This window comes from Rhodococcus pseudokoreensis (assembly GCF_017068395.1).
Lineage (GTDB): Bacteria > Actinomycetota > Actinomycetes > Mycobacteriales > Mycobacteriaceae > Rhodococcus_F > Rhodococcus_F pseudokoreensis.
In genome coordinates this window covers 2,428,695-2,455,358 of sequence record NZ_CP070619.1, presented here as the reverse complement: position 1 = coordinate 2,455,358, position 26,664 = coordinate 2,428,695, and the positions used below count along the sequence as shown (strand labels likewise).

The 26,664-nt window shown below is 69.8% G+C and carries 2 protein-coding genes; both read left to right on the top strand.

Features of this window, described 5'->3' with window-relative positions; genetic code table 11:
- Positions 1-119 precede the first annotated feature (119 nt).
- Positions 120-22,829 (top strand): non-ribosomal peptide synthase/polyketide synthase, encoded by a 22,710-nt coding sequence (locus JWS13_RS16505; protein WP_476748553.1) that lies wholly within the window; start codon positions 120-122, stop codon positions 22,827-22,829.
- Positions 22,769-26,662 carry a non-ribosomal peptide synthetase gene (locus tag JWS13_RS46445; protein ID WP_420855049.1) on the top strand — a complete coding sequence of 1,298 codons (3,894 nt, stop codon included), beginning with the start codon at positions 22,769-22,771 and terminating at the stop codon, positions 26,660-26,662. The genes JWS13_RS16505 and JWS13_RS46445 overlap by 61 nt, the downstream gene beginning before the upstream one ends.
- Positions 26,663-26,664: the final 2 nt, after the last annotated feature.

Here is a 26,664-nt window from a genome sequence, read left to right as displayed (position 1 = left end):
GACGGCGAACGATCGATCTGGGGGGCGGGGAAAAGTCACCGCCTCCCGCATTCGCGAGTCAGGATCCGGACGCACTCACGACGTCGACGGTCGGGGATACCCTACGGGGAGGAACCACCGTGAAGTCCCCAGACACGCGAAAGCCGGCTGCAGACGATTCGGAGGCGGCCTCGTTCCCGCTGTCCGCGGCGCAGCGTGCCACCTGGTTCGCGCAGCAACTCGACCCCGCGGTGCCGATCTCCGTAGCGCACTACGTGGAGTTGCACGGCGACCTCGACGTCGACCTGCTGCGACGCGAGACCATCGTGGTGGCCCGCGAGTTCCAGTCGCCGTTCCTCAAGGTCGTCGAGGTCGACGGCAGGCCGATGCAGTACGTGGACCACACCACGGACACGTCCATCGAGTTCGTCGACTTTCGCTGCGACGACGACCCGGTCGCCGCTGCGCACGAATGGATGGACCGCGACTACCAGGCGCCACTCGACCTCGAAGCCGATCGGCTGTTCGAGACGTCGATCCTGTGCGTGGGCGAGGCGCATTACCTGTGGTACAGCCGCATTCACCACGTCGCGCTCGACGGCTACGGTGCCATGACGCTGATCAACCGCATCGCGCACCGGTATTCGGCCGCGGTCGCGGGTCGCGAACCGGATCCGAGCCGGGCCGCGACGCTGCGCGCACTGTACGACGTCGACGCCCTCTACCGGGCGTCCGATCGCTTCGTGGCCGATCGGGAGTACTGGGCCACGCGCGTCGAGGGAATCGGCGGGTCGACGCTGGCCGACGCGCCCGCGCCCGCACTCGCCAGGAGCAAGGTCGAGAGTGCGCTGCTGTCCGAGGCGGCCGCGTCCGGCATCCAGAGTTCCGACAGCCAGGCCACGGCCGCGGCGGCCGTCACGATCATCGCCGCCTTCGCCTGCTACCTGTCGCGGGCCACGGCGAAAACCGAAGTCCTCGTCAATGTTCCGATGTCCGGGCGGACCACGTCGCTGCTGCGCAATTCCGGCGGGATGACGGTCAGCGTCGCACCGTTGCCGATCACCGTCGACGAGAGCGGGGCAGTCGCGGAACTCGTGTCGCAGGTCAGGCGAGAGCTGATGGGCGCGTTGCGGCATCAGCGGTGCAGCGTCGAGGACATCCGCCGCGACGCCGGCGCCGGCGGTGTCGCGGAACTGCACGGACCCATGGTCAACGTCATGCTGTTCCACCAGGACGTGGTGCTCGGCCCCCTGGTCGGCGAATACCACATCGTCACGTCGGGCCCGGTGGAAGACCTCCTGGTCAACGTGTATCCGAGTGGGACGCCGGCGGAGATCTTCGTCGATTTCCGGGCCAACCCGAACCGGTACCAGGATGCGGCGCTGCGACGGCACCACCGGCACTTCGTCGAACTGCTGGAAGAATTCGTCTCGGCGGATCCGCAGGCACGGCTCGCGAACGTTCACGAGGCGACCGCCCGCGAAGGCGAGCGGCGACGCCGCGAGGCGCACCACCTCGCGTACTGGACCGATCGGCTGTCGGGGATGCCCGAGGTGCTGCACCTGCCGTCCGATCGGGCCCGGCCGCCCACGCAGTCCGGGAACGCCGACCGCGTCGACGTCCCGATCGGGGCCGAGACTCACCGCGGACTGCGGGCGCTGGCAGACGAACACGACACCACCACGTTCAGCGTTCTGCACGCGGCCGCGGCCGTGCTGCTGAGCAGGCTCTCCGGCGCCCCGGAGGTCGCGGTCGGAACGACGGCCACAGTGGACCGTGGGCAGAACCTCGTCGTGCTCCGGACCCGCGCCGAACCGGACGCGACCTTCACCCAGCATCTCCGTCACGTTCGCGACGTCGACCGGGAGGCGTTCGAGCACCGCGACGTCCCGTTCGAGCGGGTGGTCGGGGCGCTCGCGGTCCGTGATTCGCCCGCCTACTCGCCGATCGTCCAGATGCTGTTCGAGTGCGGCGACGCGGCCGGAACCCTCGGGATCGAACGATTCGACCTCCGCGTCACCGCGGCGGAGACCGTCGACGCCGACGGCATCCCGGCCGGCATCACCGTGACCCTCGGGTTCGCCACCGACCTGTTCGACCCCGGCACGGTTCGTCGACTCGGCGAACGATTCCGCCGAATCCTGGAGGCGGTCACCGGCGACCCCGATCGCGTTGTCGGCGACATCGACATCCTGTCCGACACCGAACGCGCCACCCTCGTGCCGGTACCCGGTGTCAAAGGGCAACCGGGGCGCACGCTACCCGAATTGTTCTCGGCGGCAGCGGAAGCCAACCCCACCGGTATCGCGCTCTCGTATCTCGGGATCGACGTGACGTACCGGGAATTGGACGAGCGCTCCAACCAACTGGCCCGCGTCCTGATCGAGCACGGCATCGGGCCGGAGAATGTCGTGGCACTGGGCATGACCCGCTCGATCGAGTCGGTGCTGTCGATGCTGGCGGTCGCCAAGGCCGGGGCCGCGTTCCTGCCCGCCGACCCGAACTACCCGGCGGAGCGGATCGAGCACATGCTCGGCGATTCGGGAGCCGCACTGGGCGTGACCGTGTCGGCCGTGCGTTCCCGGCTCCCCGGATCGGTGCCCTGGCTGGTGCTCGACGAAGACGAGTTCCGGTTGCACTGTGCGAGTCGACCTTTGTCCGCCGTCACCGACGCCGACCGGGTTCGGCCGCTCCGCCCGGAGAATCCGGCGTACGTGATCTACACGTCCGGTTCGACGGGCAGACCCAAAGGGGTCGTGGTCACCCACAGCGGTCTGGACAACTTCGCGGCCGAGCAACGCACCCGATCCGGTGCGACGCAGACTTCCCGGATTCTGCACTTCTCCACACCGAGTTTCGACGCGTCCGTCTCCGAGTACCTGCACGTGTTCGCCGCCGCCGCGACCATGGTGATCGCCCCGCCCACGATCTACGGCGGCGAGGAACTGTCCCGGTTCCTGCAGTCGGAAAAGGTCACTCACGGATTCGTCACCACCGCGGCGCTCGGCACCATCGAGCCGGACGGACTCTCCGACTTCCGGGACGTGGTGTTCGGCGGCGAGGCGTGTCCTCCGGAACTGGTGCAGCGGTGGGCGCCCGGCCGCCGGCTGTCGAATGCGTACGGGCCCACCGAGGCCACCGTCATGTCGAACATCAGCGCACCGCTGTCCCCGGACGGCGCCGTCACGCTGGGCGGCCCGCTCCGCGGATTCCGCGAGGTCGTCCTCGACGAACGGCTGAAACCGGTGCCCGCCGGCGTGGCCGGGGAGTTGTACATCGCCGGCGACGGCCTCGCTCGCGGGTACCACGCCAGGTCGGCACTCACAGCGGAACGGTTCGTGGCCGACCCGTTCGGCGGCCCCGGCGAGAGGATGTACCGCACCGGGGACGTGGTGCGGTGGCAAAGCGACCGCACACTGGAGTATCTGGGCCGCAGCGATTTCCAGGTCAAGGTGCGCGGATTCCGCATCGAACTCGGCGAGATCGACACGGTCCTCCACACCCATCCGGGGGTGCGGACCGCGGCGACGATACAGCGCACGGCGCCGTCCGGCGACCCGGTGCTCGTGTCGTACGTGCTGCCCGCCGCCGGGCAGCACGTCACCGTGACCGAGTTGACGGACCACACCGCACGGCAACTACCGACGTACATGGTGCCTGCGGCGATCGTGATACTGGACGAGTTGCCGCTGACACCGGCGGGGAAACTCGATCGAGCCGCATTGCCCGCGCCGGAATTCCTGTCCACGACCGCCGAATTCCGCGCCCCCGCCACCGCGGAGGAGAAGGCCGTCGCGCGGGTGTTCGCGGACGTCCTCGGCGTGGAGCGAATCGGTCTCGACGACAGCTTCTTCGACCTCGGCGGAAATTCGCTCGTCGCGACGAGGGTCGTCGCACGGGTGAATGCCGCACTCGGCGTCGAACTCGTGGTGCGGACCCTGTTCGAGGCGCCGACCGTGGAGGCGTTGGCGGAACGCATCGGGAGTGCGCACGCGAGGCCCTCGGGCCGCCCGGACCTCGTCGCGCAGCAGCGTCCCGACCGGATCCCGCTCTCGCTTGCCCAGCAGCGCCTGTGGTTCGTCAATCAGTACGACACCTCATCGCCCGCCTACAACATCCCGATGGCGTTGCGCCTCAACGGAACCCTCGACGTGGCGGCACTCCGAGCGTCGGTCGGGGACATCCTCGACCGACACGAATCGCTGCGCACCGTATATCCGGCGTCCGTGGACGGACCGCATCAGGTGATCCAGCCACTCGGCGGGATGATTCCGGACCTGGACCCGAAAACAGTCGAGGACGAGGCGGCGTTGCGCGCGCGAATGGCCGAGTTGGCCGGGCGGGGCTTCGACGTGAGCACCGAGGTGCCCGTCCGCGGCGCCCTGTTCCGGACCGGCCGGGACCACCACGTTCTCATGCTGGTGGTGCACCACATCTCGGCGGACGGAGCGTCGCTGGCACCACTCGCCCGCGACCTGATGGTCGCGTACTCGGTGCGGGTGCAACAACAGTCGCCGGACTGGCGGCCGCTGCCCGTGCAGTACGCCGACTACAGCCTGTGGCAGAGGGCCGCCCTCGGCCGCGAAGACAATCCCGCCAGCGTGATGTCGGCGCAAGTGGAGTACTGGAGGCAGACGCTGTCCGGCCTCCCCGACGCGATCGACCTTCCCCTCGACCGACCGAGGCCCACCGACAGGGCGCTCCGCGGCGGGACCGTCCGGTTCACCGTTTCTGCGGAAGACCATCGGGCGCTTCTCCTCCTCGCGCGGCAACACGATTCCACGATGTTCATGGTGATGCACGCGGCGCTCGCGGTGCTGACCGCCCGGCTGAGCGGCACCGGAGACGTCGCGATCGGGACGCCGATCGCCGGTCGCGGCGAGGAAGCACTCGACGACGTCGTGGGGATGCTCGTCAACACCCTGGTCCTGCGGACCGCCGTCGACCCCGCCGCGACGTTCGCCGACGTGCTGTCCCGGGTGCGGGAGTCGGATCTGGCGGCGTTCGGGCACGCCGACGTGCCCTTCGAGAGCGTGGTGGACGCCGTCGCGCCGACCCGTTCGACCGCGTACTCACCGCTGTTCCAGATCTTGCTGGAGTTCCAGAACACCGCCCCGGTCCATGTGGACCTGCCGGGTCTGACGGTGGAAACCGTCGACGTCGACCCCGGTGTCTCCAAGTTCGACCTGCAATTGACGCTCACCGAGCAGTACGACGCGACGGGGACCGGAGCGGGTATCGCCGCATCGTTCACATTCGCGTCCGACGTGTTCGACCGGGCGACGGTGGTGGGGTTCGGGGAGCGGTTCGTCCGGGTCCTGGAGACGTGTGGGCGGGATGCGGATTCTGCGGTGGGGGATGTGGAGGTTCTGGGCGCGGCTGAGCGGGATTTGGTGGTCGGGTCGTGGAATGCGACGTCGCGCGCGGTGCCGAGTTCGACGTTGGTGGAGTTGTTCGAGGCGCAGGTGGTGCGGTCTCCGGATGCTCCGGCAGTGGTGTTCGAGGGTGTGGTGTTGTCGTATGGGGAGTTTGCTGCGCGGGTGCATCGGTTGGCGCGGTGGTTGATCGGGGTGGGGGTGGGTCCGGAGTCGTCGGTGGGTGTGGCGGTGCGGCGTTCGGTGGACATGGTGGTGGGGATGTACGCGGTGGTGGTGGCGGGTGGGGCGTATGTGCCGATAGATCCGGATCAGCCGTCGGAGCGGATCGGGTATGTGCTGGATACGGCTGCTCCGGTGCTGGTGTTGACCACTGCCGCGGATGCGGGGGTGTTCGCGGGGTCGGTCGCGGTGGACAGGCTGGATGTGTCGGGATTGCCTGCGGGTCCGGTGGGGGACGGGGAGCGGTTGTCGCGGCTGCGGCCGGGTCATCCGGGGTATGTGATGTTCACGTCGGGGTCGACGGGTCGGCCGAAGGGGGTGTCGGTTCCGCATGCGGGGATTGTGAATCGGTTGTTGTGGATGCAGGATCGGTATCCGTTGGTATCCGATGATGTGGTGTTGCAGAAGACGCCGGTGACGTTCGATGTGTCGGTGTGGGAGTTGTTCTGGCCGTTGCTGTGTGGGGCGCGGTTGGTGATCGCCGCCCCGGACGGGCATCGCGACCCGGCATACCTTTCCGAGCTGATCGTCGAACACGGTGTGACCACAGTGCATTTCGTTCCCTCGATGCTGGCGGTGTTCGCCGCCGAGCCGGCCGCGGCGCGCTGCACGACCCTGCGGCGGGTGTTCGCCTCGGGCGAGGCGCTGCCCGCGCAGACGGCGACGAGGATGCGGACGATGGTTCCCGAGGCCCGCATCCACAACTTGTACGGCCCGACCGAGGCTGCGGTGGATGTGACGTTCCACGAAGTCACCGAGGCGGATCGGGTGGTGGTGCCGATCGGGGTGCCGGTGTGGAATACGCAGACGTTTGTGTTGGACGGGCGGTTGCGGCCGGTGCCGGTGGGGGTGGCGGGGGAGTTGTATCTCGGTGGTGTGCAGTTGGCGCGGGGGTATGCGGGGCGGGCGGATTTGACGGCGGACCGGTTCGTGGCGAACCCGTTCGGGTTGGGTACCCGCTTGTATCGGACGGGGGACCGGGTTCGGTGGTTGTCCTCGGGGGAGTTGGAGTATCTGGGGCGTACGGATTTTCAGGTGAAGCTGCGGGGTCAGCGGATCGAGTTGGGTGAGGTCGAGGCGGTGTTGCTGCGCCGGCCGGAGGTGGCGCAGGCGGTGGTGGTGCTGCGTGGGGACGGGGCGGCGGGGGAGTATCTGGCGGGGTATGTGGTGCCGGTGGCCGGGATGGTGGTGGACGAGCGGGCGGTGTGGGAGTCGGCGGCGGTTGCGTTGCCGGGGTTCATGGTGCCGTCGGTGGTGGTGGTGTTGCCGGAGTTGCCGGTGACGGTGAACGGCAAGCTCGATCGAAAGTCGTTGCCGACACCTGAATTCGGCGGCACGACCGAAGGTTTCGTGGCGCCCCGGACTCCCATCGAGGAGATCGTGGCCGCCGTCTGCGCCGACCTGCTCGGGCTGGGCAGGGTGGGCGCACACGACAACTTCTTCGACCTCGGTGGGAACTCGCTGATCGCCACCCGGTTGGTGGCCCGGATCAATGCGGTCGTCGGAGACCGGATCGGACTACGCGACGTGTTCGATGCCCCCACCGTCGCGGGTCTGGCATTGCTGGCCGAGTCGCAGGACGGGCTCGAGGCCCACCCCCCGCTGAAACCGAGGGAAGGCACCGCGGAAGTCCCCGTGTCGCCGGCCCAGCAGCGGATGTGGTTCATCAACCAGTTCGACACGTCCTCCTCCGCCTACAACGTCGCCTTCGCGCTGAGGCTCGACGGCCGGCTCGACGTGCACGCGCTTCAGTCGGCGGTCGCGGACGTCATCGAACGGCACGAGGCCGTGCGCACCGTCTTCCCCCTCGCCGACGACGGCCCCCGCCAGGTGATCCTGCCCGCGGCGAGTGCAGTGCCCGACCTCGCTCCGGTCAGTGTGCCCGGTGAAGCCGAACTCCGCGAACAATCGCTGACACTGCTGTCCGCAGGATTCGACGTGACCACGGAATTGCCGTTGCGCGCGCGACTGTTCCGGCTCGACGAGAACGTGCACGTGCTCGCGGTGGTGGTGCATCACATCGCCGCCGACGGCTTCTCGATGGCACCGCTGGCCCGGGACGTCATGGCCGCGTATGCGTCCCGGGCGAACGGGTCCGCCCCGGACTGGGCGCCCCTGGACGTGCAGTACGCCGACTACGCGCTGTGGCAGCGGGAGTGGCTGGGATCGGAATCCGATGAACAGTCGCCCATTTCGCGGCAGATCGCCTACTGGACCACCACGCTGTCGGACCTGCCCGAACTGCTGGAGCTGCCCACCGACCGACCGCGGCCCGCGGTCCGGTCCCTTCGCGGCGGTCACGTCGAGTTCGTGATCGACCCGGACATTCATGCCGGCGTCGTGAGGCTGGCGCGGGAACACACCACCACGGTGTTCATGACGTTGCATGCCGCGCTGGCGGTCGTGCTGGCACGCGTGAGCGGCGCGGACGACATCGCCGTCGGGACGCCGATCGCCGGTCGCGGCGAACGCGAACTCGACGACGTGGTCGGCATGTTCGTCAACACCCTCGTCCTGCGCACCCACGTCGACGGCGACGACACCTTCGCCGAGTTCCTCGGTCGTGTCCGGGAAACCGATCTGGGTGCCTTCACGCACGCGGAGGTTCCGTTCGAACGGGTGGTGGAGGTCCTGAGCCCGTCCCGGGTGACGGCGTACGCGCCGCTGTTCCAGGTGATGCTCGAGTTCCAGGACATCGAGCGCCCCACACTGGAACTGCCGGACCTGCAGGTCCGGAACATCGACTTCGAGATCGACACCGCCAACTTCGATCTGCAATGGACCCTGGCCGAGCAATTCGACGAACACGGCAACCCGGCAGGCATCGCCGCGGGTCTCGGCTACGCCACCGACCTCTTCGACGAGGACACGGCGATCGGGTTCGCGGAACGACTCGTGCGCATCCTCGCGGCGGTCACCGCCGACCCCGGCGCCCGGGTCGGCGACATCGACATCCTCGGATCTTTGGAGCGTGCCCTGCTCTCCCCGGTGCCGGGTGGTGCCGCCGTCGCGCCGCGGACGCTGCCGGACCTGATGGCCGACGCGGTCGCGCACGATCCGGAGGCCACTGCCCTGGTCTTCGCCGGCAGTGCCGTGCGCTACGCAGACCTCGACAGGCGATCGAACCGGTTGGCCCGCATGCTGATAGAGCGCGGTGTCGGGCCAGAGTCGGTGGTCGCACTGTGTGTGCCGCGGTCCGTGGAATCCATACTGGCCGTCTGGGCGATCGCGAAATCGGGGGCGGCGTTCCTCCCCGTGGACCCGAACCACCCACCGGCGCGGATCGAATACATGCTCACCGACTCCGGCGCCGTATGCGGGCTGACCGGATCCGCGCAACGTGGCGCACTGCCCGACGTCGTGCCCTGGCTGGTGCTGGACGCCCCCGGCATCGAGGACGATCTGTCGCGCCATCCGTCGTCGGCGATCACCGACGACGAGCGGATCGCGCCCATCCGGGCCGACAATCCGGCGTACCTCATCTACACGTCGGGGTCGACGGGCACACCCAAGGGCGTGATCACCACCCACCGTGGTCTCGCCGCCTTCGCGGCACAGGAGAGGGAGACGTTCGGCACGACACCCGAATCCCGGACCCTGCACTTCGCATCACCGAGTTTCGATGCGTCCATCCTCGAACTGCTGCTGGCGATCGGCGCGGCAGCGACGATGGTGATCGCACCACCGTCCGTCTACGGCGGCGCCGAACTGGCGCAGTTGCTCGAAACCGAGCGGGTCACGCACTGCTTCGTCACTCCCGCGGCACTCGCGTCGGTCGACCCCGCGGGACTCACCGCGCTCGAGTGCGTCGTGACCGGCGGGGAGGCGTGTCCGCCCGAACTGGTCGCCCGGTGGGCGCCGGGCAGGCGCATGTTCAACGCGTACGGGCCGACCGAGGCAACGGTCGTGTCGAGTATCAGCGACCAACTGGTGCCGGGCGAACCGGTCACCATCGGCACACCCACCCTCGGGTTCGCCGAGACCGTGCTGGACGCACGACTGCACCCGGTACCTGCCGGTGTCGCCGGGGAGTTGTACCTCGCAGGTCCGGCCCTTGCACGCGGCTACCGCAGGCGGTACCCGCTCACCGCCGAACGCTTCGTCGCCGATCCGTTCGGTCCGCCGGGAAGCCGGATGTACCGCACCGGGGACCGGGCGCGCTGGCTGGCCGACGGTCAGTTGGAGTACCTCGGGCGCACCGATTCCCAGGTGAAGATCCGGGGCTTCCGGATCGAACCCGGCGAGGTCGAGTCGGCGCTGCTCACCCACGAGTCCGTGGCCCACGCGGCGGCGAGCGTGTGGAACGCCGACGGCGCCGGCGATCGGCTGATCGGGTATCTGGTGCCCGAAGCCGGTGCGACAATCGATTCGCGGGCAGTGCTCGACTTCGTCGCCGGCCGGTTGGCGTCGTACATGGTTCCGGCCGCGCTGGTGGTACTCGACTCGCTTCCCCTGACCGTTCACGGAAAGCTCGACCGCACAGCCCTTCCGGCACCCGACTTCACCGGGCCCGGAAGCCGGCCGCCGCAGACCGAGACCGAGGAACTTCTCGCCGGACTGTTCGAGGACGTGCTCGGACTCGATTCGGTCGGCGCGGACGATTCGTTCTTCTCCCTCGGCGGCGACAGCATCCTGTCGATCCAGTTGGTGGCCCGCGCACGCGCCGCCGGTGTGATCCTCTCTCCCCGCGACGTATTCGACCATCGAACCGTCGCCGGACTCGCCGCGGCCGCGCGATTCGACCACGACGGCACCGTCGCTCTCGGCGAGTTGCCGGGTGCCGGCGTCGGCCCCCTGCCGCTGACACCGGTCGCGCGCTGGATGTTCGAGCGCAGCGGCGGACGGCTCGACAGGTTCTCGCAGGCGCTACTGCTGGCGGCCCCCGCCGGTCTCACTCACGAGGTGCTCGTCGGCGCCGTCGAGGCGGTACTTGACCGGCACGACATGCTCCGGGCACGGGTGTCCGCGGACGGCATGGACGTGCTGCCTGCGGGTTCGGTACCGGCGGACGTCCGCCGGGTGCCTGTCGACGCGGTGCGGGGCGAAGACTTCACCGCACTCGCCGGCACCGAACTCGAGGCCGCGGCCGACCACCTGGACCCGGCCGCCGCCCGCATGGTGCGCGTGGTCTGGTTCGACGTTCCGGACGACGTCGGGCGACTGCTCGTCGTGGTGCACCACCTCGTGGTCGACGGTGTGTCCTGGCGGATTCTCGTCGCGGACCTCGCGTCGGCGGCCGGCCGACTCCAGGCCGGACTCACACCTGCGCTGCCGGCAGTCGGGACGTCGATGCGACGGTGGTCGCACGGACTGGCCGAGGCCGTGCCCACCCGGACGGGCGCACTCGCATCGTGGGAGAAGATCCTCGACGGCCCCGATCCGCTGATCGGTTCGCGCCCCCTGGATCCCGCGATCGACGTGGACGCGACCGTCGGCACCGTCACGGTCGACGTGCCGCCGGCGGTGACCGACGCCCTGCTCACCACGCTGCCGGACGCATTCCACGGGACGGTGGGCGACGGCCTGCTCACCGCGGTCACCCTGGCGCTGATCGCCTGGCGACGGGAACGCGGCGCCGCCGTCTCGGACGCGCTGCTCACCCTCGAGGGGCACGGCCGCGAGGAGCAGATCGTCCCGGGCGCGGACCTGTCCCGCACCGTCGGATGGTTCACCACCGTGTATCCGGCGCGATTGGACCTCACCGGACTCGATGTCGACGACGCCCTGGCAGGCGGCGCCGCGGCGGGGCAGGCGGTCAAGGCCGTCAAGGAACAGTTGCTCGCGATCCCGGATCACGGCATCGGCTTCGGACTGCTGCGCTACCTGGACGACGAGACGTCGGAGGCCCTCCGCCGATTCCGCTCTCCGCAAGTCGGTTTCAACTACCTCGGCCGCGTGACCCTCACCGGCGGAGGCGACGACTGGCTGCCGGTGGAGAGCACACTCGGCGGCACCAGGAACGCCGACATGCCCGTCGCGTCCGTCATCGACATCAACGCCTTCGTCTCCGACACCCCTGAGGGCCCCCGGCTACGGGCGTCGTTCGCGTTCCCGACCGGCGTCCTCCCCGAGACCGAGGTCGCGGCGTTCGCGGAACTGTGGCGCCGTGCCCTGGAGGGTCTCGCCGCGCACACGGCACGACCGGACGCGGGCGGGCTGACACCGTCCGACCTTCCGCTGGTGCCGGCGAACCAGCAGCAGATCGACCGCTGGGAGGGGCGGTTCCCGGCGCTGCAGGACGTGTGGTCGCTGTCTCCGCTGCAGGCCGGGTTGCTGTTCCATGCCTCGCTGGCCGCGGAGTCGATGGACGTCTACACGGCCCAACTGCGGATCGATTTCGAGGGCGCGGTCGACACGGTGCGCCTGCGCGCGGCCGCCGCCGGACTGCTGGCCCGCCACGCGAATCTGCGCACCGCGTTCGTCTACGACGACGGGGTGCCCGCGCAGCTCGTTCTCGACGCGGTGGAGGTGCCGTGGCGGGAGGTCGATCTCACCGTCGCCGGAACCGAGTCGGAACTAGCGCGACTGCTCGACGAGGACCGCAGTACCCGATTCGATCTCGCCCGGCCACCCCTGCTCCGCCTGACGCTGTTCCACACCGCACCAGGCAGTTTCGTGCTGTCGATCACGAACCACCACATCGTCCTCGACGGCTGGTCGATGCCGCTGCTGGTACGGGAACTGCTGGTCCGCTATGCCTCGGGCGGCGACCCGGCCGCACTGCCGCAGCCGCCCTCGTATCGCACGTACCTGGAATGGGTGGCGAACCGGGACACGAAACGGTCGGCCCGGGCCTGGGAACGAGCACTCGACGGTGTCGAGGAACCGACGCTGGTGGCGCCGCACGCGTCCGCGGCGCTCTACGGTGTGCCCCACGAACTCGACGTCGATCTGCCCGCCGGGATTCTCGACGCACTCGCGACGACAGCCGAACGCGCTCGTGTCACGATGAACACGGTGATCCAGGCCGCGTGGGGGATGCTGTTGTCCCGGTTGGTCTCCCGCGACGACGTGATCTTCGGCGCCACCGTGTCCGGCCGACCGCCGCAACTGTCCGGTGTCGAGAACATGCTGGGCCTGTTCATCAACACGGTGCCGGTGCGCGTGCGACTGGACCCGGACGAGAGCGTCGCGGGACTGCTCACCCGCCTGCAGGGCGAGCAGACGGCCCTGCTCGACCACCATCACCTCGGCCTCGGCGACATCCAGTCGCGGGTGGGCCTGGGCAACCTGTTCGACACGCTGTCGGTGTTCGAGTCGTACCCGATCGACACGTCCGGGCTGGACGAGAGCACCGACATCGGTGGCGTGCGGGTAACCGGTCTCGATGCCCGAGACGCGACGCACTACCCGGTCACGCTGCTCACGATCGTCGAACCGCGCCTGCGGCTGAGTCTGCGGTACCAGCCGGGAATCCTCGACCGGGCCACTGTCACCACGTTTGCCGACCGCCTGCTCCGGATCCTCGCGACGATCGCCGATGATCCGGACACCGTGGTCGGTGATGTGGAGGTTCTGGGCGCGGCTGAGCGGGGGTTGGTGGTCGGGTCGTGGAATGCGACGTCGCACGTGGTGCCGAGTTCGACGTTGGTGGAGTTGTTCGAGGCGCAGGTGGTGCTGTCTCCGGATGCTCCGGCGGTGGTGTTCGAGGGTGTGGTGTTGTCGTATGGGGAGTTTGCCGGGCGGGTGCATCGGTTGGCGCGGTGGTTGATCGGGGTGGGGGTGGGTCCGGAGTCGTCGGTGGGTGTGGCGGTGCGGCGGTCGGTGGACATGGTGGTGGGGATGTATGCGGTGGTGGTGGCGGGTGGGGCGTATGTGCCGATAGATCCGGATCAGCCGTCGGAGCGGATCGGGTACGTCGTCGGCACGGCTGATCCGGTGCTGGTGTTGACCACTGCCGCGGATGCGGGGGTGTTCGCGGGGTCGGTCGCGGTGGATATTCTGGATGTGTCGGGATTGCCTGCGGGTCCGGTGGGGGACGGTGAACGGTTGTCGCGGCTGCGGCCGGAGCATCCGGGGTATGTGATGTTCACGTCGGGGTCGACGGGTCGCCCGAAGGGGGTGTCGGTTCCGCATGCGGGGATTGTGAATCGGTTGTTGTGGATGCAGGATCGGTATCCGCTGGACTCCGATGATGTGGTGTTGCAGAAGACTCCGGTGACGTTCGATGTGTCGGTGTGGGAGTTGTTCTGGCCGTTGCTGTGTGGGGCTCGGTTGGTGATCGCCGCCCCGGACGGGCACCGCGACCCGGCGTACCTCGAGCGGGTGATCCGCGAGGAGTCGGTCACGACGGTGCATTTCGTGCCGTCGATGCTCGAGGTGTTTCTGGCGGGCGCGAACGTGGAGGCGTGCGGCGCGTTACGCCGGGTGTTCACCAGCGGAGAGGCGCTGCCCGCGCCGACCGCGGCACGGCTGCGCGAGGGCAGCGGGGCGGAGTTGCACAACTTGTACGGCCCGACCGAGGCTGCGGTGGATGTGACGTTCCACGAAGTCACCGACGCGGATCGGGTGGTGGTGCCGATCGGGGCGCCGGTGTGGAATACGCAAACGTTCGTGTTGGACGGGCGGTTGCGGCCGGTGCCGGTGGGGGTGGCGGGTGAGCTATACCTCGGTGGGGTGCAGTTGGCGCGGGGGTATCAGGCGCGGGCGGATCTGACGGCGGATCGGTTCGTGGCAGATCCCTTCGGGGCGGGTACTCGCTTGTATCGGACGGGGGACCGGGTTCGGTGGTTGCCCTCGGGGGAGCTCGAGTATCTGGGTCGCACGGATTTTCAGGTGAAGTTGCGGGGTCAGCGGATCGAGTTGGGTGAGGTCGAGGCGGTGTTGTTGCGCCGGGTGGAGGTGGCGCAGGCGGTGGTGGTGCTGCGTGGAGACGGGGCGGCGGGGGAGTATCTGGCGGGGTATGTGGTGCCGGTGGCCGGGATGGTGGTGGACGAGCGGGCGGTGCGGGAGTCGGCGGCGGTCGCGTTGCCGGGGTTCATGGTGCCGTCGGTGGTGGTGGTGTTGCCGGAGTTGCCGGTGACGGTGAACGGCAAACTCGATCGGAAAGCTCTGCCGAAACCCGACTTCGGCACGACCACCCGCGGATACCGCGCACCGACGACACCCGCGGAAGAAGCGGTCGCGTCCGCCTTCGCCGCCGTCCTCGGCATCGACCGCGTCGGCGCCGACGACAGCTTCCTCGACCTCGGCGGAGACTCGCTCAGTGCCACCCGGGCGGTGGGACGCATCAACAGCGCGCTGGACACCGACTTGGGTGTCGCGGCGCTGTTCGACGCACCCGTGGTGTGCGATCTCGCCGTCCGGATCGACTCCGAGATGATGACGAGTTCCGCCTCCCCGGCACTCACCGCGAGGCCGCGGCCCGAGCGGATTCCGCTGTCCCTAGCGCAGCAGCGGATGTGGTTCGTCAACCAGTTCGACACGTCCTCACCTGCCTACAACATTCCGGTCGCGATGCACCTGGACGGGGCACTCGATCTGGATGCACTGCGGGCGGCACTCGGCGACGTCCTGGAGCGACACGAATCGCTGCGCACCGTGTTCCCCGGTTCCGCGGACGGTCCCCGGCAGATGATCGCCGATTCCGCGCTCGTCACCCCCGACCTCCAGGCGGTCCCGGTTGCCGAAGGGGCGCTCCGGGATTCGCTCGCCGCGTTCTTCGGCGTCGGATTCGATGTCACCGAGGACCTTCCGCTTCGCGTGCGGCTGTTGCAACTCACCCCCGAGCGGCACGTCCTCGCCCTCGTCGTGCACCACATCGCGGCCGACGGCTTCTCGATGGCGCCCCTGGCACGCGACGTGATGCTCGCCTACACGGCGCGCGTGCAGCAGCAGGCGCCCGGCTGGGCGCCGCTGCCCGTGCAGTACGCCGACTACAGCCTGTGGCAGCGTGAGGCCCTGGGCACCGGCACGCAGCCCGATTCGATGATCTCCGGTCTGCTCGACTACTGGACCCGGACGTTGTCCGGCATCCCGGACGTGCTGCCGCTGCCCCTCGACCGGCCACGGCCCGCGCAACGGTCCCTGGTCGGGGCCGTCGTTCCGTTCGGCATTCCACCGGACGTCCACAAGACCCTGGCCGACCTTGCACACCAGAGTAATTCGACGCTGTTCATGGTGGTGCACGCCGCCTTGGCCGTGCTGCTGACGAGAGTGATGGGATCGGAAGACGTGGTGGTGGGAACCCCGATCGCGGGCCGCGGCCACGCCGCACTGGACGACGTCGTGGGAATGTTCGTCAACACGCTGGTACTCCGCACCCCGGTGCCTGCGCGATCGTCGTTCGCCGAGTTGCTCACCGGCGTGCGGTCGGTGGACCTCGGTGCGTTCGAGCACGCAGACCTGCCGTTCGAGCGACTGGTGGACGAACTCGCACCCGAGCGGTCCACCGCGCACTCACCGCTGTTCCAGGTGCTGCTCGAATTCCAGAACGCCACCCGCACCCACCTGGAACTGCCCGGGCTGACCGCCCGGTCGCTCGACGTCGATCTGGATGTCGCGAAATTCGATCTGCAGTTGAGCCTGGTGGAGCGGGTCGACGAGCAGGGCGTGCCCGCCGGGATCGACGCCGGTGTCCGCTACGCGACTGACGTCTTCGATCGTGCGTCGGTGGAGAGGTTCGCGGAGCGCCTCGCGAGGGTGATCGAGGCCGTGACCACCGACCCGGCCGCGCCCGTCGGGGACGTCGACATCCTGGACGAGCCCGAACGCGAACTCGTGCTCACCTCCGCGTACCGGCCGGGGACCGACGTCGCACCGCTGTCGCTGGTCGATCTATTCGATCGGGCGGTGGCGTCCGAGGGCGACGCCGTCGCGGTGCGGTGCGAGGGCTCGTCGGTGACGTACCGGGAACTCGACGAGCGGGCCAACCGCCTCGCCCGACTGCTGGTGGCGCGGGGCTCGGGCGCGGAAACATTGGTGGCGGTGGGGATGACGCGGTCGGTCGACCTCGTCGTGGCGCTGGTGGCGGTGGTGAAGGCGGGCGCCGGGTACCTCCCGGTGGACGTGGCTTCTCCCGCCGAGCGACTGGCCTTCCTGCTCGGTGACGCTCGGCCGCATTGTGTGCTCACCACCGCCGCGGACGCCGAGACCTTCCGAAGCTCCGGGGTGCCGGTGATCGTGGTGGACGACCCCGCGACCGTGACTGCACTACAGCCGCTGTCGCCGCTGCCGGTGACCGACGACGACCGCCGCACGCCACTGCACCTGGACTCCGTGGCCTACGTGATCTACACCTCCGGTTCCACCGGGCAGCCGAAGGGCGTGCAGGTCTCGCACCGCAACGTCGTCACGCTGATGGCGAACACGCAGACGCTGTTCGGGTTCGGACCGGCTGACGTGTGGACCATGTTCCATTCCGCCGCATTCGACTTCTCGGTGTGGGAGATGTGGGGAGCGCTCGCGCACGGCGGCCGACTGGTGCTGGTGGATTACTTCACGGCGCGCTCACCCGAGAAATTCCTCGGTCTCCTGCGCGACGAACACGTCACGGTCGTGAACCAAACCCCCACCGCCTTCTACCAATTGGCGGAGGAGGATCGCCTCGCCGGTGGCCCCGATCTCTCGCTGCGGTACGTGATCTTCGGCGGGGAGGCCCTCGACTTCGGGCAACTGCGGCGCTGGTACGCCCGCCGGGGCGACAGCGCGCCGGTGCTGGCGAACATGTATGGCATCACGGAAACCACCGTGCACGTCACCCACCTGCCGATCGACCGGGACCTCGTGGAGGAGGCGTCCGGGTCGCTGATCGGCCGGGGTCTGCCGGGACTGCACGTGTACGTGCTCGACGGACGACTCCACCCGGCGCCGCCGGGAGTGACCGGGGAGATGTACGTCTCCGGGGCGCAGGTCTCGCGCGGCTACCTCGGCCGGGCCGCCCTCACGTCCGGCCGATTCGTCGCCGACCCGTTCGTGCCCGGGGCCCGGATGTACAGGTCCGGCGATCTGGGCAGGTGGAACGCGCACGGACAGCTGGAGTACCTCGGCCGCAACGACCTCCAGGTGCAGGTGAAGGGCTACCGGATCGAACTCGGGGAGGTGGAGTCGGCCCTGCTCGCCAACGCGGGGGTGGCACAGGCGGCGGTAACGGCGCGCGGCGACCGGTTGGTGGGGTACGTGGTGCCGGAGGCCGGCGTCGCAATCGACCCGGCCGTGATTGCCGACGCGGCCACGGAGCGATTGGCGTCGCACATGGTGCCGGCCGCGGTGATGGTGCTCGACGCAATGCCGCTGACGGTGAACGGCAAACTCGATCGGAAGGCGCTGCCCGAACCGGACTTCGGGCAGCGGGTGACCGCGGGCCGCGGACCGGTCACCGAGACCGAACGCATCCTCGCCGGCCTGTTCGCGGAGGTCCTGGGTCTCGACTCAGTGGGTGTCGACGACTCCTTCTTCGCCCTCGGCGGCGATTCGATCATGTCGATCCAGCTGGTCACCCGTGCCAAGGCCGCCGGGGTACTGATCTCGCCGCGGGACGTGTTCGAGCGCAAGACCGTTGCCGGGCTGGCCGCGACAGCCGGCACGGACGACGAGGCGGTGGTTCTCGACGAACTGCCCGGCGGCGGGGTCGGGGAGGTCGTGCTGACACCGATCGTGCGGTGGATGCTCGCCAGGGGCGGGGATTTCCGCCGCTACGCGCAGTCCGCGCTGTTCACCCTTCCGGCGACGATGACCGAAGACACCCTGACGCGCGCCTTGCAGGCCGTGCTGGACCGGCACGATGTCTTGCGGGCGCGGTTGTACCGCACGTCCAGCACCCAACCGGGCTGGTCGATGGAGGTGCAGGCCGAGGGGGCGGTGCGTGCGGCGACCGTGCTGCGCCGGGGCCGGGCGGACGAGATCGGCGCCGAATTCGACAGCGCTCTCGATCGGCTCGACCCGGAGTCGGGCGTGCTGATGCAGGTGGTCTGGTTCGACGAAGGCGAACGTCCGGGTCGTGTGCTGATCGTCGTGCATCACCTGGCGATGGACGGGGTGTCCTGGCGGATCCTGATCCCCGACCTCGCCGCGGCGTGCACGCAAGTGCAGTCCGGCAGCGCACCGGTGCTGGAGCGGCCGGGGACGTCGATGCGCCGGTGGGCGCACGGCCTCGCCGACGCCGCGCGTGAGCCCCGGCGCGCCGCCGAACTCGACCTGTGGCGCAGCGTGCTGGACGCACCCGACCCGCTGCTGGGGTCGCGCCCGTTGACCGCGTCGGACACCGCCGCCAAAGCCGCGGACTTTTCGGTATCTGTTCCGGCCGCGCTGACCGAGACGCTGCTGACGACCGTGCCACGGGCGTTCCACGGCAGCGTCGCCGATGCCCTGCTGACGGCACTGGCGATGGCGCTGACGCGATGGCGGCGACACCGCGGCATCGACCTTCCCGGCGCGCTGGTCGGGCTCGAAGGCCACGGTCGTGAAGAGCAGGTGGTGCCCGGCGCCGATCTCGCGCGCACCATCGGCTGGTTCACCACGATCTTCCCCGTGCGACTCGATCTCAGCGGGGTCGACCTCGACGACGCGTTCGCGGCAGGTCCGTCCGCGGGGGCCGCACTCAAGTCGGTGAAGGAACAACTCCTCGCCGTCCCCGACCACGGCATCGGGTTCGGGCTACTCCGGTACCTGAACGACGACACGGCACAGTCTCTTTCACCGCTGCCGATGCCCCAGGTCAGCTTCAACTACCTCGGCAGAATGGGCGGGACCGCCACGGAGACCGCGGAGGGGTGGGCGCCGATCGACGAACCCGGACTGCGCGAGAACCCGGCCGTCCCGGTCGCGGCCGTCGTCGACATCAATGCCATGACCGTCGACTCGGGCGACGGCCCCCTCCTGAGTTCCACGTGGACGTACCCACCGGAGGTCCTCGCCCGCGAGGAGGTCGAGGAACTCGCGGGGCTGTGGTTGCAGGCCCTCGCCGCGCTCGGCACCCATGCGGAGTCGGGCGGCACCGGGTTCACGCCGTCGGACCTCGAACTTGTCGCACTGCGCCAGGACGCGATCGAAGCGCTCGAAAGCCGTTGCCCTGACCTGACGGACGTATGGCCGTTGTCGCCGCTGCAGTCCGGCATGCTCTTCCACGCCGAACTCGCCGACGACTCCCTCGACGCCTACCTGGTGCAGATGAGCCTCGAACTCGACGGCGCCGTGGATCCGCGTCGATTGCGCCGCGCGGCCGATGCGCTGCTGGCCCGGCACGACAACTTGCGCGCCGGCTTCCTCCGGGACGCCGAGGGCAACGCCGTGCACGTGATCCGGCGACGGGTGCACGCACCCTGGCACCAGGTCGACCTGACGGCTCTCGGCGAGGACGGCGCGGCATCCGAGATCACACGGTTGCTGGCCGAGGACCGGCTGCGCCCGTTCGACATGACCCGCGCCCCGCTGATCCGGTTCATGCTGATCGCGACCGGGCCGAACCGATACCGGCTGGTGTCGACGAACCATCACATCCTGCTCGACGGCTGGTCGATGCCGTTGCTGGTCCGGGAGTTGCTGACGCTGTACGCCACCGACGGGGACGCGTCGCCGCTGCCCCGCGTCCGCGCATACCGCGACTACCTGGCGTGGATGACCCGCCGCGATCAGGACGCGTCCCGGGAGGTGTGGGCCCGGGCTCTCGCCGGGGTGGACGGTCCGACCTTGCTGGCGCACTCCGACCGGGGTGGCCGGTTGTCAACGATGTCCGACGAGTTCGTCTTCGACCTCGACGAGGAGCGCACCGCCCGGTTGCGGGACGTCGCGCGTTCGCGGGGGCTGACCGTGAACACTCTCGTCCAGGTCTCGTGGGGGATCGTGCTGGGCGCGTTGACCGCTCGCGACGACGTGCTGTTCGGTGCCACCGTGTCGGGGCGGCCGCCCGAGTTGGCGGGCATCGAGACGATGGTCGGCCTGTTCATCAACACCCTCCCCGTCCGGATCCGGCTGCGCCCCGGCGAGACCGTCGGTGCGCTGCTGGAACGGGTGCAGGCCGAGCAGGCGGCGCTGCTGGATCACCATTATCTGGGCCTGTCCGAGATTCAGGGCGCGGCGGGGCCGGAGGTCGGGTTCGACACGTTGACCGTGTTCGAGTCGTACCCCGTGGACCGCGCCGGGCTCTCCACCGACACCGACATCGCCGGCCTGCGCGTCACCGGGGTGGACGCGCGGGACGCCGCCCACTACCCGCTCAGCCTGGTGGCGTCGGTCGACGCGCGGCTGCACCTGAAATTCGAGTACCTCCCGGACGTCTTCGCCGCGGACACCGTCGCAGACGTCGCCGGCCGGGTGCTCCGGGTGCTCGACGCCTGCACCCGTCCGGACCGGCCGCTGGCCGCTCTGTCGCTGCTGACGGACCGGGAGCGCGCCGAACTGGTGCCGGTCCTCGGCAGTCCCGGCGGATCGGCCCGCACACTGCCGCAGATCCTCGAGGAGGGTGCCGCACTCGACGCGCACGCGGTCGCCCTGTCCTACGAGGACGTCGACGTCACCTACGGCGAGCTGGACGAGCAGTCGAATCGTCTGGCCCGCGCCCTCATTGCACGCGGGGCGGGCCCGGAGACGTTCGTGGCCATCGGGATTCCGCGGTCCCTCGACTCGGTGCTGTCGGTGTGGGCGGTGGCGAAGACCGGTGCGGCGTTCGTGCCGATCGACCCGAACTACCCCGACGAGCGCATCACCCACATGCTCGTCGATTCCGGAGTCACGCTCGGCCTGACCACGACCGGGCACCGAGACCGGCTCCCGGGGGACACGCACTGGCTGCTCCTCGACGAACCCGGCTTCGCGAGCGAGTGCGCCGAGCGTCCGGGGACACCGGTGACCGACGCCGACCGGAGCGGACCGGTCACGCTGGACACCGCCGCGTACGCCGTCTACACGTCGGGGTCCACTGGCCTGCCCAAGGGTGTGGTGGTCACCCACCGCGGTCTGGACAACTTCGCCCTCGACCAACTCGAACGTTTCGGTGCGACAACGCAATCCCGGACCCTGCACTTCTCCACCCCGAGCTTCGACGGGTCGCTGTTCGAGTATCTCCAGGCGTTCGGCGCTGGCGCGACGATGGTGATCGCGCCGCCCACCGTGTTCGGCGGCGACGAACTCGCGCGGCTGCTGGCCGACCGGAACGTCACTCACGCGTTCATCACCACCGCCGCGTTGGCGTCACTCGATCCAGCAGGGCTGACGCACCTCACGGACCTGGTGTTCGGCGGCGAGGCGTGCCCGCCCGAACTCGTCGCCCGCTGGGCGCCCGGCCGCAGGCTGTACAACGCGTACGGACCGACCGAGACCACGATCATGTCCAACATCGGCGCACCGATGGTCCCGGGGGAACCGATCACCATCGGCGGGCCGATCCGCGGCGTGACGGAACTGGTGCTCGACACCCGGCTGCAACCGGTCCCCGTCGGTGTTGCGGGCGAACTGTATCTCGCCGGGGCGGGTCTGGCCCGCGGCTACCACCGCCGGCAGGCACTGACCGCCGAGCGGTTCGTCGCCGACCCGTTCCGGCCCGGTGAGCGGATGTATCGCACTGGCGACATCGTGCGCTGGACGCCGGACCACAGCATCGAATACGTGGGACGCACCGATTTCCAGGTCAAGGTGCGCGGTTTCCGCATCGAACTCGGCGAGATCGACGCCACGCTGATGTCGGAGCCGAACGTCGGATTCGCGGCCACGCTCGCGCACCGCGGGCCGGCGGGTGACACCCTGCTGGTGTCCTACGTCGTGCCGTCTTCGGGCCGCTCCCTCGACTCCGCCGAAGTCACCCGGCACGTGGCGGACCGTCTGCCCCCGCACATGGTGCCCACCTCGATCGCGGTGCTGGAACGCATTCCGCTGACGGCCGTCGGCAAGCTGGACCGCTCGGCGCTGCCGGAGCCCGACCTGCTGTCCGGGGCTGGGCACTACCGGAGTCCGGCCGGTCCGATCGAGGAAACGGTGGCCGGGGTCTTCGCGGACGTACTCGGACTGGGGCGGGTCGGCGCCGACGCCGATTTCTTCGACCTCGGCGGCAACTCCCTGAGCGCCACCCGGGTCACGGCGCGGCTGCGCGCGCTGCTCGGCACCGACTGCGCTGCGGGGTGCGGGACCTGTTCGAGGCGCCCACCGTCGCGGCGCTGGCGGCCCGGATCGAACAGTCCGGGGCGGGGCCGTCCGGCCGCCCGGTGTTGTCGGCCGCCCGCACCCGGCCCGACGACATTCCGCTGTCGTTCGCGCAGCAGCGGATGTGGTTCGTCAACCAGCTCGACACCACCTCGGCCGCCTACAACATCCCGATCGTCGTGACCCTGAGTGGGGATCTCGATGTGGGAGCGCTGAACTCGGCCCTCACCGACGTCCTCGTCCGGCACGAGTCGCTGCGCACGATGTTCCCGGTCCGCGGGGACTGGCCGGTTCAGCAGATTCTGCCCGCCGCCGGTGCGGTGCCGGCGCTGATCCCCGTCTCCGTCGCGGAAGGCCACCTTCGCGACGAGGTGTCCCGGTTCGTCTCCGCGGGTTTCGATGTCACCGCGGAGCTTCCGCTGCGGGCCGGGCTGTATTCGCTGAGCGCCACCGAGCACGTCCTCGCCGTGGTGGTGCACCACATCTCGGCAGACGGGTTCTCGATGGGCCCGCTGGTGCGCGACGTGATGGCCGCGTACGGCTCCCGCGCATCCGGCGGCGCGCCCGACTGGGCACCGCTTCCGGTGCAGTACGCCGACTACGCGCTGTGGCAGCGGGAACTACTCGGTTCGGAAGACGACCCCGGGTCGCTGCTGTCGAGGCAGCTCGACTACTGGACGACCGCGCTGGCGGGTACTCCCGATCTCCTGGAACTACCCACCGACCGGGATCGGCCGTCCCAGCAGTCCTTCCGCGGCGCGCGCATCCACTTCTCCGTCGATGCCGACCTGCATCGACGCGTCCGGGAGTTGTCGCGACGCCTCGGCTCCACCGAGTTCATGACCGTGCACGCGGCACTGGCGGTGTTGCTCGGCCGGCTCGGTGGCACCGCGGACGTCGCCGTCGGCACCCCGATCGCCGGCCGCGGCGACCCCGCGCTCGACGGTCTGGTCGGCATGTTCGTGGGCACGCTCGCGCTCCGCACCCGGGTGGACGCGGCCGCGTCGTTCACCGCTCTGGCCGCGCACTGCCGGGACGTCGACCTCGGGGCGTTCGCCCACGCCGACGTTCCGTTCGAGCGGGTGGTGGACGCGGTCGGGCCCACCCGGTCGACGGCGTATGCGCCGCTCGTCCAGGTCTCGCTGGAATTCCAGAACAACGAGCGGCCCGTCCTGACGCTGCCGGGGCTGGACGTCCGCGGCATCGACTCCGGGCTCGCCGTGGTCAAGGTGGATCTCGAATTCCTGCTGGCGGAGGAGTTCGACGCGGACGGTGCGCCGGCGGGGATGAGCGGCGCCGTCGATTTCGCCACCGACCTCTTCGACCCCGGCACGGTCCGCGGGTTCGCCGACCGGTTCGTGCGGATCCTCGACGCCGTCACGGCGAACCCCGACCGGCCGGTCGGCGACCTCCCGATGCTCGACGAGGCGGAGTTGCGGGCGATGGCGCCGGCCCGCGGCGAGCCGGACGTGCGAGCGCAGTTGTGGCCCGACCTGCTGACCGCGGCCGCCGCATTCGACCCCGGCTCGGTGGCCCTGTCCTACGAGGACCGGCAGGTCAGCTACCGCGAACTCGACGAGTGGTCCAACCGGTGGGCGCGCGTGCTGCGCGGCCGTGGCGTGGGGCCGGAGACGTTCGTGGCCGTCGGAATGCCTCGCTCGATCGAATCGGTGGTCGCGATCTGGTCGATCACCAAGGCCGGCGCGGCGTACGTGCCCGTCGACCCCACGTATCCGCGCGAGCGCATCGACTACATGCTCACCGACTGCCGGGCCGCGCTCGGCCTCACCGTGAGAAGCCGCCGCGGCGACCTGCCGGACACCGTCCCGTGGCTGATGCTCGACGACGAGGAGGTCGCCGCGCAGGTGGCAGCGGTGTCGCCGGCGCCGGTCACCGACGAGGATCGGACGAGTCCGTTGCACCTCGCCCACCCGGCCTATCTCATCTACACGTCCGGGTCTACCGGAAGGCCGAAGGGCGTCACCGTCACCCACCGGGGGATGGCCGATTTCACCGCGGAGACGCACGAACGGTTCCAGGTCACCCATGAGTCCCGGGTGTCGCAACTGGCGTCCCCGAGTTTCGACGCCTCCGTGTTCGAGTTGATGATGGCGTTCAGCGCGTCGGCGCAGGTCGTGATCGTGCCGCCCGCCGTCCTCGGGGGCAGCGAGTTGGCGGACCTGTTCCGCCGCGAGCGGGTGACCCACGCGACCATCACCCCGACCGCGCTGGCGGCGCTCGACAACGACGGGCTCGATTCGCTTCGGGTCCTCGACCTGGTCGGCGAGGCGTGCCCGCCGGAGGTGGTCGCGCGGTGGGCACCCGGGCGGAGCCTGCACAGCGGGTACGGACCCACGGAGACCACCATCCAGGCGAGTGTCAGCGCCCCGATGCGCCCCGGCGAGGGAGTGAACATCGGTTCTCCCGCACTGGGATTCGCGTTCCTCGTGCTCGACGAGCGGCTGCAGCCGGTGCCCGCCGGGGTGCCCGGCGAGTTGTACATCGCCGGGCCGGGGATGGCGCGCGGGTACCACAACCGGCCTGCGCTCACGTCGGAACGATTCGTGGCCTGCAACTTCGGGGAGCCGGGGTGCCGGATGTACCGGACCGGCGACGTGGTGCGCTGGAGAAGCGACCGCACACTGGAGTATCTGGGCCGCAGCGACTTCCAGGTCAAGGTCCGTGGCTTCCGCATCGAACTCGGGGAGATCGACGCCGTGCTCGGCAGGCACCCGGCGGTGGCGTTCGCCGCCACCGTCGGTCACACCGGCCCGTCCGGCGACACCGTGCTCGCCTCGTATGTGCGGGTTCAGGACGGACAGGACATCGAGCCCGCCGGGCTGCGCACCTACGCGTCCGAGCGCCTGCCCGCCCACATGGTGCCGTCCGCGGTCGTCGTACTCGACCGGATCCCGATGACCCCGGTGGGCAAACTCGACCGGAAGGCGTTGCCTGCCCCCGAGTTCGGTTCGACCGGCGCCGCGTTCCGGGCGCCGGCCACGGAGACCGAGCGCGTCGTCGTGGACGTCTTCGCGTCGGTGCTCGGGCTGGACCGGGTGGGCACCGCCGACAGCTTCTTCGATCTCGGCGGGAACTCCCTCCTCGCCACGAGGATCGTCAGCGCGCTGCAGGCCGAACTGGATCGGCAGGTTCCGCTGCAATGGATGTTCCTCGACCCGACCCCTGCGGGGATCGCGGGCCGCCTCGACCTTCCGGTCCGGAGCGCCGGCCTGGAAGAGGCGCTCGCCGTGGTGATTCCGCTGCGGGCGCAGGGCAGCGGCAGGCCGCTGTTCTGCGTGCATCCGGGAATCGGGCTGTCCTGGGGGTACGCCGGTCTGGTGCAGTACCTCCCGCCGGACCGGCCCGCGTACGGGCTGCAACTGCCCACGATCAGCGGGGACGGCGACTACCGGACGATCGAGGACCTGGCGCACCGCTACCTCGAGGAGATGCGGGCCATCCAGCCCGCCGGCCCGTACGACCTGCTCGGCTGGTCGCTCGGCGGGGTCATCGCGCATGCCATGGCCGTCGAACTGCAGGCGGCGGGCGAGGATGTCGGCACGCTGGCCGTCATGGACAGCTACCCCGTGGGCGGCGAGGAGCCGCCGTCCGGCAGGCTGGACATCCGGGACCTCCTGCGTGGGCTGGGACTGCAGGCCGACCCGGACGCCGAGATGACGTACGAGCACGCGGCCCGGTTGATCGACGAGTCCTTCGGCACCGAGACCGGTGTGCGGGGACGCGACCTCGAACGGATCTCCGCCGGCTACGAGAACTCCCGGTGGCTCGCCCACCACTTCGTGCCCCGGGCCTACGACGGGGACCTGCTCGTCTTCCACGCCACCGGCGACGGGGACGGGACCGCCCGCGCGCACTCGGCCGCCGAATGGCGGCCGCTCGTCACCGGCCGGATCGACGAGCAGCCCGTGGACTGCGGACACAACGACATGATCGAGCCGCAGTCCCTCGCCGTCATCGGGCCGGTGCTCTCCCGCGCGCTCACCGACCACCCGTGACC

Excerpts from the sequence above, each read along its gene's own strand:
- JWS13_RS46445 (WP_420855049.1), top strand. The coding sequence starts at position 22,769 with ATGTGGTTCGTCAACCAGCTCGACACCACCTCGGCCGCCTACAACATC.